This window comes from Paraburkholderia sp. BR14374 (assembly GCF_040948685.1).
Lineage (GTDB): Bacteria > Pseudomonadota > Gammaproteobacteria > Burkholderiales > Burkholderiaceae > Paraburkholderia > Paraburkholderia youngii.
Genome location: NZ_JBFPKF010000014.1, coordinates 86,562 through 104,002 on the forward strand (window position 1 = coordinate 86,562; position 17,441 = coordinate 104,002).

Annotated in this window: 12 protein-coding genes; 2 read left to right on the forward strand and 10 right to left on the reverse strand. The window is 62.0% G+C overall.

Going from position 1 to position 17,441, the window contains the following annotated elements:
• Window positions 1-34: 34 nt before the first annotated feature.
• The 8 genes from AB3X86_RS26905 to AB3X86_RS26940 form a co-directional block, all read right to left on the reverse strand.
• Complete coding sequence (locus tag AB3X86_RS26905) at window positions 35-709, reverse strand: hypothetical protein (RefSeq protein WP_368598353.1); 675 nt, start codon at window positions 707-709, stop codon at window positions 35-37.
• Window positions 706-3,669 (reverse strand): glycine cleavage T C-terminal barrel domain-containing protein, encoded by a 2,964-nt coding sequence (locus AB3X86_RS26910; protein WP_368598354.1) that lies wholly within the window; start codon window positions 3,667-3,669, stop codon window positions 706-708. The genes AB3X86_RS26905 and AB3X86_RS26910 overlap by 4 nt, the downstream gene beginning before the upstream one ends.
• Window positions 3,670-3,927 carry a sarcosine oxidase subunit delta gene (locus AB3X86_RS26915; protein WP_176110953.1) on the reverse strand — a complete coding sequence of 86 codons (258 nt, stop codon included), beginning with the start codon at window positions 3,925-3,927 and terminating at the stop codon, window positions 3,670-3,672.
• Window positions 3,928-3,941: 14 nt separating this feature from the next.
• On the reverse strand, window positions 3,942-5,129 hold the full coding sequence (locus AB3X86_RS26920) for an FAD-dependent oxidoreductase (RefSeq protein ID WP_255208991.1): 1,188 nt from the start codon (window positions 5,127-5,129) through the stop codon (window positions 3,942-3,944).
• Between the two features lie 128 nt (window positions 5,130-5,257).
• A complete protein-coding gene (gene purU, locus AB3X86_RS26925; RefSeq protein ID WP_368598427.1) occupies window positions 5,258-6,109 on the reverse strand; it encodes a formyltetrahydrofolate deformylase in 852 nt (283 codons plus the stop codon).
• A 474-nt stretch (window positions 6,110-6,583) separates the two neighbouring features.
• Complete coding sequence (locus AB3X86_RS26930; protein ID WP_368598355.1) at window positions 6,584-7,228, reverse strand: helix-turn-helix domain-containing protein; 645 nt, start codon at window positions 7,226-7,228, stop codon at window positions 6,584-6,586.
• Window positions 7,229-7,411: 183 nt separating this feature from the next.
• Entirely contained in the window at window positions 7,412-8,566 is a 1,155-nt protein-coding gene (locus AB3X86_RS26935; RefSeq protein ID WP_368598356.1) for an IS30 family transposase, read from the reverse strand.
• A gap of 285 nt (window positions 8,567-8,851) precedes the next feature.
• Window positions 8,852-11,401 carry a winged helix-turn-helix domain-containing protein gene (locus AB3X86_RS26940; RefSeq protein WP_368598357.1) on the reverse strand — a complete coding sequence of 850 codons (2,550 nt, stop codon included), beginning with the start codon at window positions 11,399-11,401 and terminating at the stop codon, window positions 8,852-8,854.
• A 298-nt stretch (window positions 11,402-11,699) separates the two neighbouring features.
• On the opposite strand from AB3X86_RS26940, the gene AB3X86_RS26945 reads away from it, so the two are divergent.
• Window positions 11,700-12,602, forward strand: coding sequence for a LysR substrate-binding domain-containing protein (locus tag AB3X86_RS26945; RefSeq protein WP_368598358.1), 903 nt, complete (start codon window positions 11,700-11,702; stop codon window positions 12,600-12,602).
• A 360-nt stretch (window positions 12,603-12,962) separates the two neighbouring features.
• Window positions 12,963-14,669 (forward strand): FAD-dependent oxidoreductase, encoded by a 1,707-nt coding sequence (locus tag AB3X86_RS26950; RefSeq protein ID WP_368598359.1) that lies wholly within the window; start codon window positions 12,963-12,965, stop codon window positions 14,667-14,669.
• Between the two features lie 52 nt (window positions 14,670-14,721).
• Here AB3X86_RS26950 and AB3X86_RS26955 read toward each other — a convergent pair whose 3' ends face one another.
• Entirely contained in the window at window positions 14,722-15,606 is an 885-nt protein-coding gene (locus tag AB3X86_RS26955; protein ID WP_368598360.1) for a pirin family protein, read from the reverse strand.
• Window positions 15,607-15,647: 41 nt separating this feature from the next.
• Window positions 15,648-17,228: a cation:proton antiporter gene (locus AB3X86_RS26960; RefSeq protein WP_368598361.1), complete on the reverse strand. Its 1,581-nt coding sequence runs from the start codon at window positions 17,226-17,228 to the stop codon at window positions 15,648-15,650.
• Window positions 17,229-17,441: the final 213 nt, after the last annotated feature.

Below are 17,441 nucleotides of genomic sequence, written 5' to 3' on the forward strand. Positions count from 1 at the left end.
GCCCGTGTTCGCGCCCGCGTCGACCACGTGCTCACTACCGGGGCGGCGACTGATCGATATCCGTAATCGCGGCGATCCCGACCGGGCCGCCGCCAAGCTCGGCAGCGATGCCCGAGAAGGTTTCCCACAGATACAGCCCGTACGTTCCGTCGGCCCAGATCCGGTAGTAAGGCCTGCCTGCCCGGGCGCCTGGCATGACGGTGACGGCGACTCCCGCCATCGAGGTCAGCACGACTGGCCGGGCCGCCAGATCGAGCGCGCGGAAGTTGACATTGCAGGTTTGCAGCAACAACTCGTGCACCGCTTCGCCGCACAGCACGAGCGCGACATCCTGATGCAGCACGGGATACACGTGCACGGGCGTGTCGAGATGCGACATCCGCGCCGAGCTGCCTTGAATGAGCCCGTCTTCCATCAGATACTCGGCGAGGCCCAGCCGCAACACCACGCCACCGGCAGCGAGCGGCGCCCAGCTATTGGGCTGCGCCGGCACAGGAATGCCCTGTGCCTGCAGCCAGGCGGCCACGCCATTGCCCTTGAAGCCGGTGCGGGCAAGGTACGAAACGTCGGCAATCCCGAGCGTCTGCGCCCGTGCGCTGTCTGCGTCATCGATCTGCTCGACGACGCGCATGTCGTCGCGCACGCTCCATCGCAGGCTCGCCGGCTTGCGTGCATCGCTGACCGGGCTCATTCGAAGTGGCGCGTTCATGCGGTCTCCTTTTTCGGCGAAGCGGTTTCGGTCGTGACGCTGTCCTTCTGACGTTCGTTCTCCGGGTCGTAGAACGGTGTGGAAACGACCGTTGCGGGAACCATCCGGCCATCCGTCAAACGGAAGCTGATGCGCGTGCCGGGCTCGGCCTGGTCCGGCCGCACGAACGCGAGACCGATCGTCTTTTTCAGGGTTGCGCTCCATGCGACGCTCGTCACGCGCCCCGCAATCTCGCCGCGATCGATCACGAGATGACACTCGCGCAGCGCGGTTTCGCGTTGACCCGCGTCCAAAGCAAAGCCGACGAGGCGCTGTTTGGCCGGCGCCCTGTTAATGATCTGCAGGCTGCGCTTGCCGACGAAGAACGGCTTGTCCATCTTCACGGCCCATTCCATGCCCGCGTCGCGCGGCGTCGTCAGACCATCGGTGTCCTGGCTGACGATCACGTGGCCCTTCTCCAGCCGCAACAGACGCTGAGCTTCGACACCGAATGCACGAATGCCGTGTTCCTTGCCGGCTTCGAGAAGCGTGCGCCAGAGCGCCGCACCGTACTCGGCGGGAATGTGGATTTCGTAGCCCCATTCGCCGACGAAGCCGACCCGCATGAGCCGTGCTGGCACGCGATGCTGATCGAGCGCGATGCCCGTCACGCGCACACCGAGATACGGAAACGCGGCGGACGACAGATCGAGATCGACGAGCCTGGCAAGCACCGCACGCGACGCCGGGCCGGCGAGATTGACCGCCGCAAACGCGCCCGTAACGTTGACGATGCCGCAATCGAGTTGCCAGATGGTGTTGAGCCGCGACAGCTCGCGATAGATGGCGGCCGCGCCCGAGGTCGTCGTCGTGAAGTAGAAGTGATCATCCGCGAGACGTGCGATCACCCCGTCGTCGATCACCACGCCCGATTCGTCGCACATGACCGCATAGCGCGTCATGCCGGGCTTCAGGCCTGCGTACTTCGACACGTACACGCGTTCCAGAAACTCCGCGGCCTGCGGCCCGCGCACCTCGATCTTGCCGAGCGTGCCCACGTCGATGACGCCCACGCCATTGCGCACCGCGAGCGCCTCTTCCTCGATGCATGCCCCGCGCGCCTTGCCCGGGACCGCGTAGTACTCCGGCCGCTGCCAGACCCCTGCCGCCATCCAGACTGCGTTGAGCGACTGATGCTGCGCGTGCAGCGGCGTGCGCCGCTCGGGATTGAAACCACGGCCGGCGAGATGCGACATGGGTACCGGATGGAAGAACGGCCGCGCCGTAGTCGTGCCGACTTCCTGCGGCTTCTTGCCGGTGAGCCGCGCAAGGATGCGCAGGCCGTTCATGTTCGAGTGCTTGCCCTGGCTCGGCCCCATGCCGTTTGTCGAGAAGCGCTTCAACAGTTCGATGTTGTCGAAACCCTCCTGAACCGCATTCGCGAAGTCCTTCAGTTGCAGGTCCTCGTCGAAATCCACGAAGTTCTTGCCGGAATCATGCCCGACGATCGGCCAGGGATGAGAAGGCGATTCCTGCTCCGCGAGGCGCGACCGGGTCGCGCTCGCCGTCTTCACATCGCAGAAGCCGCTGTGCGCCGCCGCCTGAATGCCGGCGCGCGCGCCGTCCAGCAGCTTGCTCTCGAACGTATAGACGCCATTGACACGGCCGCACGCGAAGACACCGGGCGGCAACTGCTCCGGCACGAACTGCTCGACGTCATGGTCGAAGCGCATCTTCGTGTTGGCCTGGTACAGAAGGTTCGCCGCGGGCGCCCAGCCCACGCTCATGAGCAACGTGTCGCATTCGATCAGGCGCGTCGCGACTGTCGAGGCGCGCAAACCGTCTTCCGCCGAGAACGCGCCGACGCGTACACCCGTCAACTGGCTGCCCTTGGCGTCCGGCACGGCCTCGACGACACAGCTCGACATCAGCACGTCGACACCCTTCGCTCTCAGAACGCGTTCGAGCTCCTGGCATTTGTGCGATGCGCGCAGGTCCACGACCGCAGCGACCGGGATGCCGCGAGCGAGCATGTCCAGCGCCGCGCGATAGCCATCGGCGTTGGCCGTGAGCACCACGGCCCGTTTCCCGGGCGCGACGCTGTAGCGATACGCGAGTCGCTGCGCCGCCGAAGCCAGCATCACACCAGGCAGGTCGTTGTTGCGAAATACTGCCGGCTGCTCGAATGCACCGCTCGCGACGATCACCGCTTTCGCGCGCATCTTCGTAATGCGCGTCGGCTCCACGAGAGGCACCCACAGGTCGGCGTAATACGCCGCCGCGAGCGTTTCCGTCATCACGCGGATGCGCGGGTGTCCAAGCACCGCCGTCTCCAACTCACGGGTCCGCTCGAATCGCTTCTCGTCGCCACCCAGTTGATAGCCGCCGCTGCCGCCGATGCGCGCGTTCTCGTCGACGATGACGACGTCGGCGCCCTGTTGAGCCGCAGCGAGCGCCGCCGAAAGACCCGACGGACCCGCGCCGACCACGAGGACGTCACAGAAGCCATAGCGTTTCGGTGTGCGAATATGCGGCGCGTTGAAGTCGACGGTACCAAGGCCCGTCATCGCGCGAAACATGCGTTCCCAGCGCGGAAACCAGCGCTTGCTGTGGAACGCCTTGTAGTAGAAGCCAACGGGGAGGAACGCGGCGAGCTTGCCAATGACCCGCCCTCGATCCGCGTCCACGCCGCCGAACGTGTTGACCGAATGCCAGTTGCCCTGCGTCAGGGCCGTCACATCTGCGCGCACATTCAATCTCGCGCCGTCCTGAAGCATCACGTTGACATCGTGATTGGCGAGCGAAAGCACGCCGCGCGGCCGGTGGTATTTGAAGCTGCGGCCGAGCACGTGCACGCCGGATGCCCACAGTGCGCTCGTGATCGTATCGCCTGAAAGGCCGCTATAGTGCTTGCCTTCGTACGAGAAGCCGATGTGCGTATTGCGTGTGATCCATTCGCCGCGATGAGGTGTGAGACGCATTCAGGCCTCCGCGCCGGCAAGGTAAGTACGCAGCACGAGATCTTTCGCAGTATCGCGCTCGGCAATGAACCACGTGTTGCTCGAGGTGTGGCACCACCACTCCTGCTTCACGCCCGCAGCGCCGTTGCGGCAGAACACGTAGTCGGCCCATTGCGCATCGTCCGCGACCAGCGGGTCTGGCATCGGCCGTATCTCGCCCCAGTACGTAAACTCCGACATCGGGCGCGCACCATTCACCGGACAGGTCATGATCTTCATCGTCATTCTCCAGGTCAGTGGCCAACGGATGCCGCACCCTTTTCGCCCGTCAGCGAGAAGCGGCGGAACCGGTCAAGCGAGAAACCCTCGATCAGCGGGTGGCTGGTGTCGTTCGCCACCGTGTACGACATCGTCTTGCCGCATACGGGCGTGGCCTTGAAGCCCCAGGTGCCCCATCCCGCATCGAGGTAGAAGCCCTCTACGGGAGTCTTGCCCATGATGGGCGCAAAGTCAGGCGTCATGTCGGCCATCCCCGCCCATTGCCGCATCACCTTCGCCTGCGACAGGAACGGGAACATTTCGAGCATGTGGGCAGTGAGGCCTTCCACGAAATCCAGCGTGGAGCGGGTCGAATGCAGCTCGTACGGATCGAGCGACGCACCCATCACGAGTTCTCCTCGTGCCGACTGGCTGATGTAGACATGCAGGCTGCCGGACACGAGGATCGGATCGAGCCAGGGCTTGAGCGGCTCGCTCACCATCGCCTGAAGCGGGTGGATGAAGATGGGCGTGCGCACGCCTACCATGTCCGTCATGCGAGGGGTCGAGCCCGCGACGGCGCACAGCACCTTGTTCGTCGAGATGTAGCCGCGCGAGGTCTTCACCCCTTTGACCTTGCCCCCCACCACGTCGATGCCGAGCACCTCGGTTTGCTGATGAATCTCGACGCCTCGTTGATCCGCGCCGCGCCCGTAACCCCAAGCCACCGCATCATGCCGTGCAACGGCGCCTGGCGCGTGATACAGCGCTCCCATGATCGGCGCGACACCCCCGCATGAAATATCGATCATCGGTGCGGCTTTCTTGATTTCGTTCGGCCCGACGACTTCCGAATCCACCCCGTAGTGTTTGTTGACTTCCGCGCGCCAGCGCATCGTGCGCATCGCAGAATCCGTATGGGCAAGTGTGTAGTGGCCGCGCGTGGAATAGAACAGATTGAGGTCGAAGTCCTGGGAGAGGTCCTGCCAAAGTTTCACGGACTCGTCGTAGAACTTCACGCCTTCGGGCGTCAGATAGTTCGAGCGGATGATCGTGGTGTTACGCCCGGTATTACCTCCACCGATATACCCCTTTTCCAGCACTGCCACATTCGTAATGCCGTGCTCCTTCGCAAGGTAGTACGCCGACGCAAGACCGTGGCCTCCAGCGCCGATGATCACCACGTCATATGAACGACGCAACGTGTCGTGTCTGGTGAACATCCTCGGTTCGGGGTGTTTCTTCGAGAGAGCGAAGCGGACAAGACGCCATGGCATAACACACACTCCTTTGTGTTGCCCCCGCGAGGGGGCGGCTCTGCGACCTGGACAAACCAAAGATGACCGCGCAACTAGCGCAGGACGATGGTCTTGTTGCCGTGGATCAGCACACGATCCTCGAGGTGATAGCGTAAGCCCCGCGCCAGTACGGCCTTTTCGATATCGCGGCCAAGCCTCACGAGATCGTCTGGCCGGTCCGAATGACGCACGCGAATCACGTCCTGCTCGATGATCGGCCCCTGGTCGAGTTCTTCCGTCACGTAGTGACAGGTGGCACCCGTGAGCTTCACGCCGCGCCCGTATGCCTGGTGATAAGGCTTGGCGCCCACAAAGCTCGGCAGGAACGAGTGATGGATGTTGATGATTCGCCCCGGATAGGCCGAGCACAGGGCCGGAGACAGAACCTGCATGTAGCGCGCGAGCACCATCGTGTCGGCGCGCGCATCGTCGAACAGGCGCTGGACTTGGTCGTACGCCTGTGCCTTGTTGTCGGGGGTGACAGGCACGTAGTGAAACGGAATGCCGTGCCACTCGACGAAGCTGCGCCACGTCTCGTGATTCGAGATCACGCACGGAATCTCGATGTCCAGCTCACCCGCCTTCCAGCGCGCGAGCAGATCGTAGAGACAGTGCTCGAGCTTCGATACGAGTATCACTACCCGCTTTTTGACCGAGTTGTCGGAGATCTTCCAGTCCATCGCATACTCGCGAGCGATGTTGGCAAAGCGCTCGCGAAACGCGTTGATGCCGAATGGCAGCGACTCCGCGGCAATCTCATGACGCATGAAAAAGCGCTTTTCGATCTCGTCCGCGTGATGAGTGGCCTCGATGATCCACGCGCGATGTTCGGCAAGGAACGTGCTTACAGCAGAGACGATCCCGATGCGGTCGGGACACGAGAGGGTCAGCGTGAAGCGGTGCATGGTGGAGGACATGGTGCGCATCGAACCGAAGTGGGGAGTCGTTGAGCACAACAGTAGCCAGATAAAACGCCACCGTCAACGCTAATCAACTTTTTTTCTCGTCAGGAAACACCCGTACGACTTTTCTACCCATGGAGGAGTATCGCGATGCATGTAGTCCCAGCGCCCAGAAAATCGCTCCCGTTTACCCCAAAAATGCTCTGCAATCCCCATCCGGAGTCCGAGGTGCATCTATGCTCGCGACACCTATCGGTCGGAAGCATGCCTTTTGAATAGCGTGAATGCGAAGAGCGGGATGAATGCGCACCCCCGACCATCAGGTGCGGATTTGCGCCGATGTGCGCTCGGTCGACGCAGCGCTCAATCGCTGTCAGTTCGACCGTGCGCTAGTTGATGCCGTAGCGCGCGAAAAGCAGTTGTCCCGCCAGCGCGCCAGTTTGTGGAAGGTCGTGATGCCGGAACGCAGGAGCAATGCTATTCACTCACGTCAGGCGAGTGCCCGTACATGATGACGGTAATGAAGCGGATGGGCAATTTGATTAGTCGTTCGGGGCCGTGCGCAACCGACCCTTGAAAGGTCAGTGCGTCGCCGGGCTGCAGCAGATAACTGCGATTACCATGGCGATATTCCATTTTTCCCTGCAGCATATAGATGAACTCGGTGCCGGGGTGTTCGAAAGTCGGAAATACCTCGGCTTCGTCGTCCAGCGTGATGAGGAACGGTTCGAACAGCTTGACGGGCCCCTGGTCATAGGCGAGCAGATGATACGTGTGCCCTTTAGTGGTACCGCGCCGCACTACCTCCATTCCAGTACCCGACTTCACGTGCTGCGCATTCCCCTGGCGATGCTCGAAGTTCTTGAATAGCGTGGAAATCGATATGCCCAGTGCGCGCGCAAGGCTCACGATAGAGTCCAGGCTGGTCGACACCTGCCCGTTCTCGATCTTCGACACCATGCTGCGCGACAGACCGCTTTGCTCCGCGAGGTCGGCAATCGTCAGTCCCTGATTCGTCCGGTGCTCCTTGACGACCTTCCCAAGGAATGCCTCGATCGACCTCCCGTCGCCAGTCTCATCAGACTCACTGGCGAACAACTCGGAATCTTTTTCGCTTTTCATCGCTCGGCTCTACACGTGACTTATCGACAACCGTATGCGGAAACCCATGCGTAACGGCCCGCACTCGCATAGTACCAGCGGCTGGCGAAGGAAGGACGAGTTCTTTCCGTCTGGCTATCGACGTGCGATGTCAGCCGCGGGACAGACCCAACGCGAGGTCTATGGCCGGTTGCAAATGCGGATTCAACCGGTCGACGCAACGGTTTGATGAAATCGTTCGGCCGGTGTGTCGAAGTTTAGTGTTTTTCGGGGACGCTCATTGAGCCGCCTTGCCACGGCATTGAGCCTGGCCTGTGAATAGGAAGCGAGATCGATACCTTTCGGGAAGTATTGCCTCAGAAGCCCATTCGTGTTTTCGTTCGAGCCACGTTGCCAGGGATGCTGCGGATCGCAGAAGTAGACTTTGATGTCGGTCGCCACGGTGAAGCGCTTGTGGCCAGCCATTTCTTTGCCCCGATCCCAGGTCAGGGATTTGTACAGATCCTGAGGCAGCTTGCCCGCATGCTTTATCAGAGCGTTGACGACGGTCTCTGTATCCTTACTGGCGATCTTCACCAGCATGACGTAGCGGGTCTGGCGCTCGACGAGAGTAGCAATCTGGCTGTTCGCGCTGCCAAACAGCAAATCGCCTTCCCAATGTCCCGGTATCGCACGGTCTTCAGCTGTCGCGGGGCGTTCGCTGATCGATACGGCGTCGCAGATTCTGCCGTGGTCGTCCGTCTTCATGGTGTGATGACGTGAACGACGCATTGCTCGCGTTCGTCGCAAATGCTCCAGCAATTCCTTTTTTAGCGCACCGCGGGCCTGTATATAAAGGCTCCGGTAGATCGTCTCGTGCGACACCTGATAGTCCTTGTTGACCGCGTAAGAGTGCGTGAGCCAGCCGGCAATCTGTTCGGGCGACCACTGCAACTGGAGTTTATCCGCCACGACGCGGGCGAGCTCCCGATTCCTGACGAGCTTGCATTCCTTCGGGCGACGGGCACGATCCCAGGCATGCGCATCGGCGTGGTTTGCCCGATAGCCTGGAGATCCGCTATTTCGCCGGATTTCCCTGCTGATGGTTGACGGTGCCCGTCCAAGCCTGCTGGCCACCGAACGGATCGAGTCCCCGGCTACGCGTGAAATCTCCTCGCGCTCGGCCAACGTCAACGCCAGTCTGGAACGACGTCGTAGTGCCGGCCGTATTCCACCTGTCTGCGCCAGGATTCCCTGCACCGACGAGTGATTCCGATCGAACAGTTGCGCAATATGCTGAAGCGACTCGCCTTTCTGCCAGAGCTCCCACATTAACGCTTTCTGGCTTTCGCTATAAAAGGTCCGGGTTCTGTACTTCATCTGCAACACTCCCGCTGCTTACGCAACTTCGATTGTGTTGCGTCGACCGGTTGAATCCGCCAACTGGAACGGCCATTCGCGCGGAATATCGGCCGGCAAGTCGTCGGCCTTATGTAAAGCTCTCCATAATGCAGACGTTCAAGTGATGGCTTTGGTCGGTCGGCTTGACTGCACGTGCGCACCTCCGCAGTCGTAAGCGACGCGTCCGGACCAGTTAGTTAGTGCAAACCCGGCAGCGCGCCCGCCTCAGGCGCCGCCGCGAGTCCCATCCGTGCAAGGTGCGGGTCATTGCACGCTTGAGCGCGCGTGTTCATGAAGCGTCTCGCTCACCCAGCACGGCTCTGCAATGCGATCCGCCAGAATCAGCGCATTCATGGAGACTTTGCACCCGGCGCTGGCAAACGCTTCCAGTTGCGGAACGGTTGCTCGGGAAACGGCTACCGGCTTGCCGCCGAGGATGTTCTCGAATCCTTCGCCGTAGACGTCCCAATGCGCCAATCCGCGCCGGCTCGTGCACTCGCGAAGCATGCGCGTGAGCTGCCGGGCGGAGTCATGCTCGCCGGCCCAGATCATGATGGGTATTGAACCGAGGGCGAGGCCGTAGACGATCGACAGGTCGTGCCCGATCGAAGCGACGAGTTCGGCACAGTCCCTTGCCAACCTGACAGCGCGCTCAGTCTCACCTTGCAGCCAGAGAATTCGCATGTACACCGTCATGCTCGCGATTCGGCCATCCATCTGCGCATCGTTCGCCTTTGCAAGATTTTCCCGCGTGGGGCCAGCTTCGAGGGCGATGACCCTCTCGATCAGCGTACGCGCTTTCGCCTGATCGCCGAGGTAATGGTGTGCATACGCGAGATTGCGGCCCGACATCTGATTGAGCGTCAAGTCTGCGGAACGATCCGCGAACGCCTGCATCGCCTCGGCCAGTGCGAGACCTTCCAGGTATCGACCTGTGACGAGCCGATGCGCAAATACACCCCACAGAATGCGGAACTCCAACGCCTCGTCACCCAGTCGTCGGCTCAGCGCGTAGGCACGTTCAAAAGCGCGTGCCATTTCGATGTTTGGTCCACGCGTATGCCAGAGCGAGTGTCCGTAGGCCACCAGCAGTTCGGCGTGCCGCGTGCTGCCGGCCTGCTCGGAGCGCTCAACCGCTGCAATGGCGTGTTCGGCCATGCTGAGGAACTCGTGTGGCAGCGACAGATGGAGCCAAAGCGGCGCCGTGGCGATAACGAGGTCGATTTCGAGCTCCGGATCGCCTTCCTGATGGGAGGCCCACTCGAACGCCGCGCGGATATCGTCAATTCGCTTGCTGAGCTGGGCCAGCCATTGGGGTTGCGCCTTGCCGTCCCAGGCGGCGCCCAGATCCGCGAAGGTCTCGCAGCAATGTATGGTATGGAGGCGCCTGGTCGCGTTCGCTTCGCCGGCTTCCAGCAATCGAAGGTGTGCGTATTGGCGCGTCGTATCGAGAAGCCGATAGGGGTTGTCGGCGTCACCGATATCACGTGCTACAAGCGACTTGGCGACAAGGCCGCTGATTGCGTCGAATACCGCCATTTCGTCGATCTGCCCGCAGCGTGCCACCGCAACGGCTTCACGCATGCCAAACGAAGAGCGCATCACCGACAGCCGGCGCAGAACGTGCTGCTCACGCGGGTCCAACAGCTCGTAGCTCCAGTCAAGCGTCGCTTTCAACGTCTGATGCCGCGGCAGTGCGGTTCGGCGCCCTTGTGTGAGCAGCGCAAAGCGGTCGTCCAGGCGCGCGGCGATCGCACGCACGTCCATGTGCGCGACGCGCGCCGCCGCAAATTCGATCGCCAAAGGAATTCCGTCCAGGCGTCGGCAAATGTCGGCCACGGCGCCGATGTTCGAAACCGTGAACTGAAAGGCGTCGTCGGCAGCCTTTGCGCGGTCGTGAAACAACGAGATGGCTGGATAGCTTCCGGCCGCCTCGATGCCGATCCGCGCACCGACGTCGGGAAACGGCAGGGCCGAAAGCCGATGCACCGACTCGCCCTCCGCGCGCAACGGCTCCCGACTTGTTACCAGAAGGTGCACGCCTGACGCGCCTTGCAGCAATTGTTCCGCGACCTGAGCAACCGCCTCGACGACATGCTCACAATTGTCGAGCACCAGGAGTATTGGGGTGTCACCCAGTGAGGCAATCAGGTCGGGGACTGGATTGCCGCTGAATACGGCGACGCCGAGCGTCGACGCCACAGTACTGGCGACGCTCGCCTTGTCGGAAACAGGGGCGAAGTTGACGAATAGTGCGCGGATACCGGTACGCGCGGAAAAGCGATGCGCGATAGCCACGGCGACCGTGGTTTTGCCGATGCCGCCGGGACCCGCGATGGTCAATAGCCTGCGCTCGGGAAGCTGGTCCGTCAGGCCGTCAATGACATCCTCCCGGCCGATGACCCGGGCGAGGGTCAAGGGCAACGCTCGCGCACTTTTATCGGGGGTACTGGTCGGCGCAGTCGGCGCGGCGGCGGTGACTTGCGTAGCTTTCGTGGAATGGACCGGCACCGCCAGCCGATAGCCGCGTCCATTGTCGTTCACGATGTACCGGCTTTCCGATTGTCCATCGCTCAGCGCTTTCCGAAGGGTGGAAACGTGCACACGAAGCGCGCCATCGTCGACCACGCTTTCTTTCCAGACCTGGTCGCGCAGTTGACGAGTCGACACCAGTTCGCCACCGTGCTCGGCTAGCACGATAAGAATATCGAGCGCACGACTGCCGATGCGGACTTCATCACCATTTCTGGTGAGGACACGCTGCGGGAAATCGATGCGGAACGGGCCGAAAGTCAGGCGATACCGGGTAACCATCAAAGCACCATGGGGTCAACGATACGATTATCCGTTGCGGTCAAAACAAGCTGTCCGGCAAATCCAATCCCTGCAAAGTCGGATACACGCGGGTGATTAGACTCGCTCCATCCCCGTGGCTTTGGTCGCGGACCGGCCTCCTGGATCGACGGCGCGATTCTACCCATTTATATCCTGGCGAAAAACTGCGGCTAGCGAGAAAGATATTTGAAAAAAGATCAAATATTGGCGGTCGGCGTGTCAGAATCTCGACCCTAAACCTGTTCAAAAACGACTCGATTTGGTTCCGAAAACAAGTATGAAGAGTACGTTCGATGAGTTAGAGGCATTCGTTTCCGTGGTCGACACGGGATCCATCACGGCAGCCGCGAATCAGCTAAATCTAACCATTTCGGCAACGAGCCGAACGTTGGCGCGGCTCGAAGACAAGCTCGGGACGACGTTGTTGCGCCGGACGACACGCCGGCTGGAATTGACGGAAGAAGGACAGGCGTTTCTCCGCGACGCGAGGGCGATTATTTCGCTTCTGGAGAACGCGGAGGAGCAGATGGCAACCCGCCGCGAGCGACCGTCGGGGCGCTTGCGTGTCGACGCAGCAACGCCATTCATGCTGCACGTCATCGTGCCGAACGTGCCGGGTTATCGAACTCGCTATCCGCAAGTGGAACTGGAGCTCAACAGCAATGAAGGGATCATCGATCTGCTCGAGCATCGCACCGATGTTGCCATCCGGATCGGCCAGTTGAAGGACTCGACCCTGCACAGCAGACCGGTGGGCAGCAGCCGTATGCGCATTCTCGCGAGCCCGGAATACCTGTACGCGCATGGCCAGCCGAAGCGGGTGGAGGATCTAAGGAAACTTTCACTGCTGGGATTCACTAAACCGGAAGGGTTGAACGTCTGGCCCATTCTCGGGCCCGACAATGAGCCTTACCGCATCTCGCCCGCCGTTCACTCCTCCAGTGGCGAGACGCTTCGGCAGTTGGCACTTGCGGGTGCCGGCATTGTGTGTCTATCCGACTTCATGACGGCGCGCGACCGTCGCGAAGGGGCGCTGGTGCAGATTCTGCCTCGCCAGACGCTGGATTTCCGGCAGCCGATCAACGCGGTGTACTACCGCAATACTGCGATTTCGTCGCGCATCGGGTCGTTCGTCGATTATCTGGTGGAGTCAGTGCGCGGCTCGGAATTCGAATGTTAGTGAGGCCCGCTGACCTTCAGGCGGTTAGCAGCCGCAATGGCTCGGTAATGGCCTGCGCAACCGGTAACCGGTCAAACGGATCGCGGTGAATATCGGCCAGATCGCGAACTGCCGCAGCGTGCGCCCGCTGTCACGGGCAAGTCGCGAAAGCCCGCTTCTTCAATGCGGGCGACTAGCTCGTTTACATCTGCGTCCAGCTTCCCGATTCCTGACTCCATTGCGATTTCCCAGATGCTCGCGTCGCTGACAAAACCGGTTGCTGCTCTCTTCAGAACTATTCAGCGTCGCGACAAGAACTTTTAGGCTCCCTATCGCTAACATCCTGCCTCTAACTCAACTTGGTCGACGGGCGAGGCAAATATGATCGACGCAGGTAATACGGACGCAGGCCCAGTCGACGCTGAACCTCCATTTTCGTCCCTTGAGTATCGGCAGCACCAAATGTTTCCGCGTCTTTCTGATGCGGAGATCCGTAGTGCGAGCCGCTATGGCCGCCCCAAGGCGTTCAAGGCTGGCGATTCGATTTTCCGGACGGGGCGCGTTGCCGAAGGGCTATTCATCTTGCTGCACGGGAGTGTCCGGATCTATTCGTGCGATCCGCAAGGACGTACCACGGTCGTGACAGACCATCATGACGGCCATTTCATGGCCGAAATGGCGCAACTCACCGGCAAACCGTCGCTAGTAGACGCAGTCGCCATGACTGACTGCGAGACGCTCGTCCTGAACTCGGAGCAGTTGCGGGCGCTGATCATCGCGGACGCCCAGTTGGGCGAGCACATCATGCGCGCGTTGATCCTGAGGCGTCTCGGGCTCATCGAGCAGGGGCTCGGTCCGATTATCGTCGGCAAGGGTGACGACGCGAGGGTGGTCCGCCTGCAAGGCTTTTTGCGGCGCAATGCCTATCCGGCTGCGGTGATCGATGCACACAAGGATTCGGACGCCGTGCAACTGCTTGCCGGCCTCACCTCGAAGGCTGAGGATTTTCCCCTTGTTTTCTGCCCGGACGGGTCGGTCCTAAGGGCGCCCGACGAAGTCGAACTCGCCACCCGGCTCGGCCTCGTGCCGACGTTCAGTGCGTCGCAGCGTTACGACATCGCAATCATCGGCGCGGGTCCGGCGGGCCTCGCGGCGGCCGTTTACGCAGCCTCGGAAGGCCTTTCGGTCGTCGTTTTCGATCGACGCGCGCCAGGTGGTCAGGCCGGTGCGAGCGCACGTATCGAGAACTATCTTGGCTTTCCGACTGGCATATCGGGGCAAGCCCTTGCAGCGCGCGCGTTTCAGCAGGCATTGAAATTTGGTGTTCACGTGGCCATTCCCGCTGCGGTCGATCGGGTCGAGGGCGCGGCGGGCAACTTCATGCTCGCGCTTTCCGATCGACAGTGCGTTCGTGCGCGGACAGTCGTGGTCGCGAGCGGAGCGGTGTATCGAAAGCCTTCGGTGACGGGCTTTGAACGCTTCGAGGGCAGAGGGATCTACTATTGGGCGTCGCCCATCGAGGCGCGTCTCGTCAGCGGGAAAGACGTTGTGCTGATTGGTGGGGGTAATTCGGCTGGGCAGGCTGTCGTCTTTCTCGCCAACTTTGCCAAAAGCATCCGCGTTCTGATACGTGGACATGGTCTCGAAGCGACCATGTCTCGCTACCTGATAGACCGGCTCGGCGCTCTGCCAAACGTGTCGATTTGCGCAAAATGCACGCTCGAATCACTGGAAGCGAGCGACGGCGGTCTTGAGCGAATTCGCGTCTTTCATCACGACAAGGGCAGCGAGCTCATAGAGGCGCGGCATCTTTTCCTGTTCATCGGCGCGGATCCAAAAACGGACTGGTTGACATCGTTGGGCGTTGGGCTGGACGAGCGCGGCTTTGTCGAAACGGGATCGTCCGATGCGAGCGCAGGCACTCGGCGCCTCCCGCTCGAGACGAATGTGCCGGGGCTCTTCGCCATCGGCGACGTTCGTTCAGGCGCGCCGAAGCGGGTGGCCGCCGCGGTAGGAGACGGCGCAGCGGTTGTCAGCCAGATTCATCAGTGGCTCAGCCGAGAACAGGCGCGCGTCAAGGCTGCTTGAGGCCGCAACGAGTGGCGTTACGCGGAAAACGCAGTCGCTTCCCAGCCCCTGCTCAATGTGCGCCACGCTCGGGCTGGGGTGTCCATTCATGCTCTTCGCCAGGCACTTTGCCGAAGGTCTGCGCAGCCCAGGCTTGCCGCGCAGCCACAATCTTCTCGCGCGAAGCGGACACGAAATTCCACTCGATGAAGCGTTCGCCCGGCAGATGCGCGCCGCCGACGAGCATTACGCGCGCGCCATGCGCGCTGGCGAGTTCGGCCGTTGCATGCGGCTCGAGCACGGCCATCGTGGTTGGCGACAATGGCGTCCCGTCGATGCTCAGATCTCCATCGACGAGATAGGCGCCGCGCTCCTCGTGCTCGGCATCGAGTGCGAGGCGGCCGGCAGCCGCGAATTCGGCGTGGACGTAGAGCGTGGGTGAAAAGACTTCGACCGGCGAGGTCTTGCCGAAAGCCGTGCCTGCGATCACGTGTACGGTGGTCCCGTCGCGCGTGAACGTCGGCAGCGTATTGGCCGGGTGATGAATGAACGCGGGCGCGACGTCTTCGCGTTCGAGCGGCAGCGCGACCCAGGTCTGAATGCCGTGGATGGCCTGAGCAACCGGCCGGTCCTCGAGCGGCGTGCGTTCTGAATGGACGATGCCGCGCCCGGCCGTCATCCAGTTCACGTCGCCGGGTACGATTTTCTGCCGGCAGCCGAGGCTGTCGTGATGCATGAACGAGCCTTCGAACAGGTACGTGACGGTCGCGAGGCCGATATGCGGATGCGGAAGCACGTCCACGCCGCGGCCAGCGGGCAGCACTGCCGGGCCCATCTGGTCGAAGAAAATGAATGGACCGATGAGGCGCGCGGCACGTGCGGGAAGCACGCGACGCACGATCAGGTTGCCGATGTCGCTTTCGCGCGGCGTGAGCAGAGCCTTGATCGTAGCGGGCATGATGAATACCTTTCGTTACGGGCCGACGTGGACGCGAGCCGTTACGGTTCGAGCAGCCGCAACAGCCGCAGTTCCTCGAAATCAAGCTCGGATTCGATGCGATGCAGGACCGCGTCGTCCAGCTTGCCGTCGCGGTGCAGGCCGAGCAAGGCCTCGCGCGACACGCCGACGAGTTCGAGTTCGACACGCAGGAAATGCGCACGGTGTTCGATTCGGTCCGCACCCGACTGGTATGCGCCTTCGTTCGCGGTGACGCGAATCCGGTATTCGGCGAGCAGCCGTTCGAAGGTCGCGCGTTCGATGCCGGACGAACGCTGGTCGATTTCCTCGAGCGCGGCCAGCGAGGCGCCGAACGTACGGGCGCGAGCCTCGTGCTCGGACATGGTGTGACGGGCCGTCGGGCGCAGTTTCAGCAGCCGGATCAGCGGCGCGAGACTGCCGCCCTGCACCACAAGCGTCGCGATGATCAGCAGAAATGTGCTGAAAACGATGAGGTCGCGGCCAGGGAAATTAGCGGGCAGCGCGATCGCGGCCGCCAGACTGACGACGCCGCGCATACCCGCCCAGCCGAGCACGACCGCTTCCTTGAAGGTCCACGGCTGGCGACCCGAGCGTTTCGTGCGCAACTGGTCGGGCAGCCAGATCGCAGCGAACACCCATGCGAGGCGCGCAACGATGGCTGCGGCAGTTGCCGGCAACGCGACACGCAGCCCGGCCGTCAACACGCCCGATTCGTGATTCACCCGTGACAGCAGCGCATGCAGTGTGAGGCCGATCAGGATGAACACCAGCGCCTCGAGCACGAACACGACCGCTTCCCAGGTCGCCTTGGCTTTTATGCGCATACCGGCGTCGAATACCCGATGCTGGCGGATGCCGAGCACGAGACCGCAAGTCACGACGGACAGCACACCCGATCCGCCGACGGCCTCGGCGATACCGTAGCTGGCCCACGCCATCACGAAGGTCACGACGATGCCGAGCATCGGATCGCGCAGACGCGGCAACACCCAACACATGGCCTGGCCGCACACGATACCGACCGCGACGCCGATCAGCGTAAGCGTGAAAAACAGCACGGTTCCGCTCGTGACGGTAATCGTCGCGGCTAGAGCTGCCGAGACCGCCATCTGATAGAGCAGCAGGCCCGACGCGTCGTTCACGAGGCTTTCGCCTTCCAGCACCGCCACGAGCCTGGCGGGCAGTGGGTGGCGCTGAAGGATCGCCTTGGCGGCGACCGCGTCGGGCGGCGAGACGATCGCACCGAGCGTGAAGCACGCCGCCCACGGCAGGTTCGGGTTGAAGGCATGCACGGCGACAGCGACCGCGACGGTGGTGAACGTCACGGCCCCGAGCACGAGCGAAACGATCGTGCCGATGCCGCGTTGAAATTCCTTCCAGGCCGTATAGAACGAACTCGACATCAGCAGCGGTGGCAGCACGGCCGCGAGCAGCAGGTTCGGGTCCACGTCGGGTACGCGCCTGCCGGCGACCGCGATCACACAGCCGCCGAGCAGCAGAACGACGGCAGGCGGGATCGCGATGCGCTCGGCGAGCCAGGTCAGGGCGCCCGCGCCGCAGATCAACAGCAGCAGGTAATGAAAAAACTCGACGTTGTTCATCCGCTAGAGCCCCGGGGATGGCGCATCGATCACACCGTGGACGACGCCGGCGAGAACACCGGCGAACAGCGAAAGGATGGACAGTCTCATGATGCGGGTCTTGGTTGGTGAGCGTGGCATGACAGGAGCAGGAACTACGCGAAAAGGCTCGCGGAAAGAGTATAGGTTCGTCTGGATCACCAAGAGTCGGATTGAGAACATTTAATCTCTGGC

What these genes read in the sequence shown, in the direction of transcription:
- AB3X86_RS26945 (WP_368598358.1), top strand. Translation starts at nt 11,700, where the DNA reads ATGAAGAGTACGTTCGATGAGTTAGAGGCATTCGTTTCCGTGGTCGAC.
- AB3X86_RS26940 (WP_368598357.1), bottom strand. Translation starts at nt 11,401, where the DNA reads ATGGTTACCCGGTATCGCCTGACTTTCGGCCCGTTCCGCATCGATTTC.
- AB3X86_RS26955 (WP_368598360.1), bottom strand. Translation starts at nt 15,606, where the DNA reads ATGCCCGCTACGATCAAGGCTCTGCTCACGCCGCGCGAAAGCGACATC.
- AB3X86_RS26930 (WP_368598355.1), bottom strand. Translation starts at nt 7,228, where the DNA reads ATGAAAAGCGAAAAAGATTCCGAGTTGTTCGCCAGTGAGTCTGATGAG.
- AB3X86_RS26935 (WP_368598356.1), bottom strand. Translation starts at nt 8,566, where the DNA reads ATGAAGTACAGAACCCGGACCTTTTATAGCGAAAGCCAGAAAGCGTTA.
- AB3X86_RS26915 (WP_176110953.1), bottom strand. Translation starts at nt 3,927, where the DNA reads ATGAAGATCATGACCTGTCCGGTGAATGGTGCGCGCCCGATGTCGGAG.
- AB3X86_RS26905 (WP_368598353.1), bottom strand. Translation starts at nt 709, where the DNA reads ATGAACGCGCCACTTCGAATGAGCCCGGTCAGCGATGCACGCAAGCCG.
- purU (WP_368598427.1), bottom strand. Translation starts at nt 6,109, where the DNA reads ATGCACCGCTTCACGCTGACCCTCTCGTGTCCCGACCGCATCGGGATC.
- AB3X86_RS26910 (WP_368598354.1), bottom strand. Translation starts at nt 3,669, where the DNA reads ATGCGTCTCACACCTCATCGCGGCGAATGGATCACACGCAATACGCAC.
- AB3X86_RS26950 (WP_368598359.1), top strand. Translation starts at nt 12,963, where the DNA reads ATGATCGACGCAGGTAATACGGACGCAGGCCCAGTCGACGCTGAACCT.
- AB3X86_RS26920 (WP_255208991.1), bottom strand. Translation starts at nt 5,129, where the DNA reads ATGTTCACCAGACACGACACGTTGCGTCGTTCATATGACGTGGTGATC.
- AB3X86_RS26960 (WP_368598361.1), bottom strand. Translation starts at nt 17,228, where the DNA reads ATGAACAACGTCGAGTTTTTTCATTACCTGCTGCTGTTGATCTGCGGC.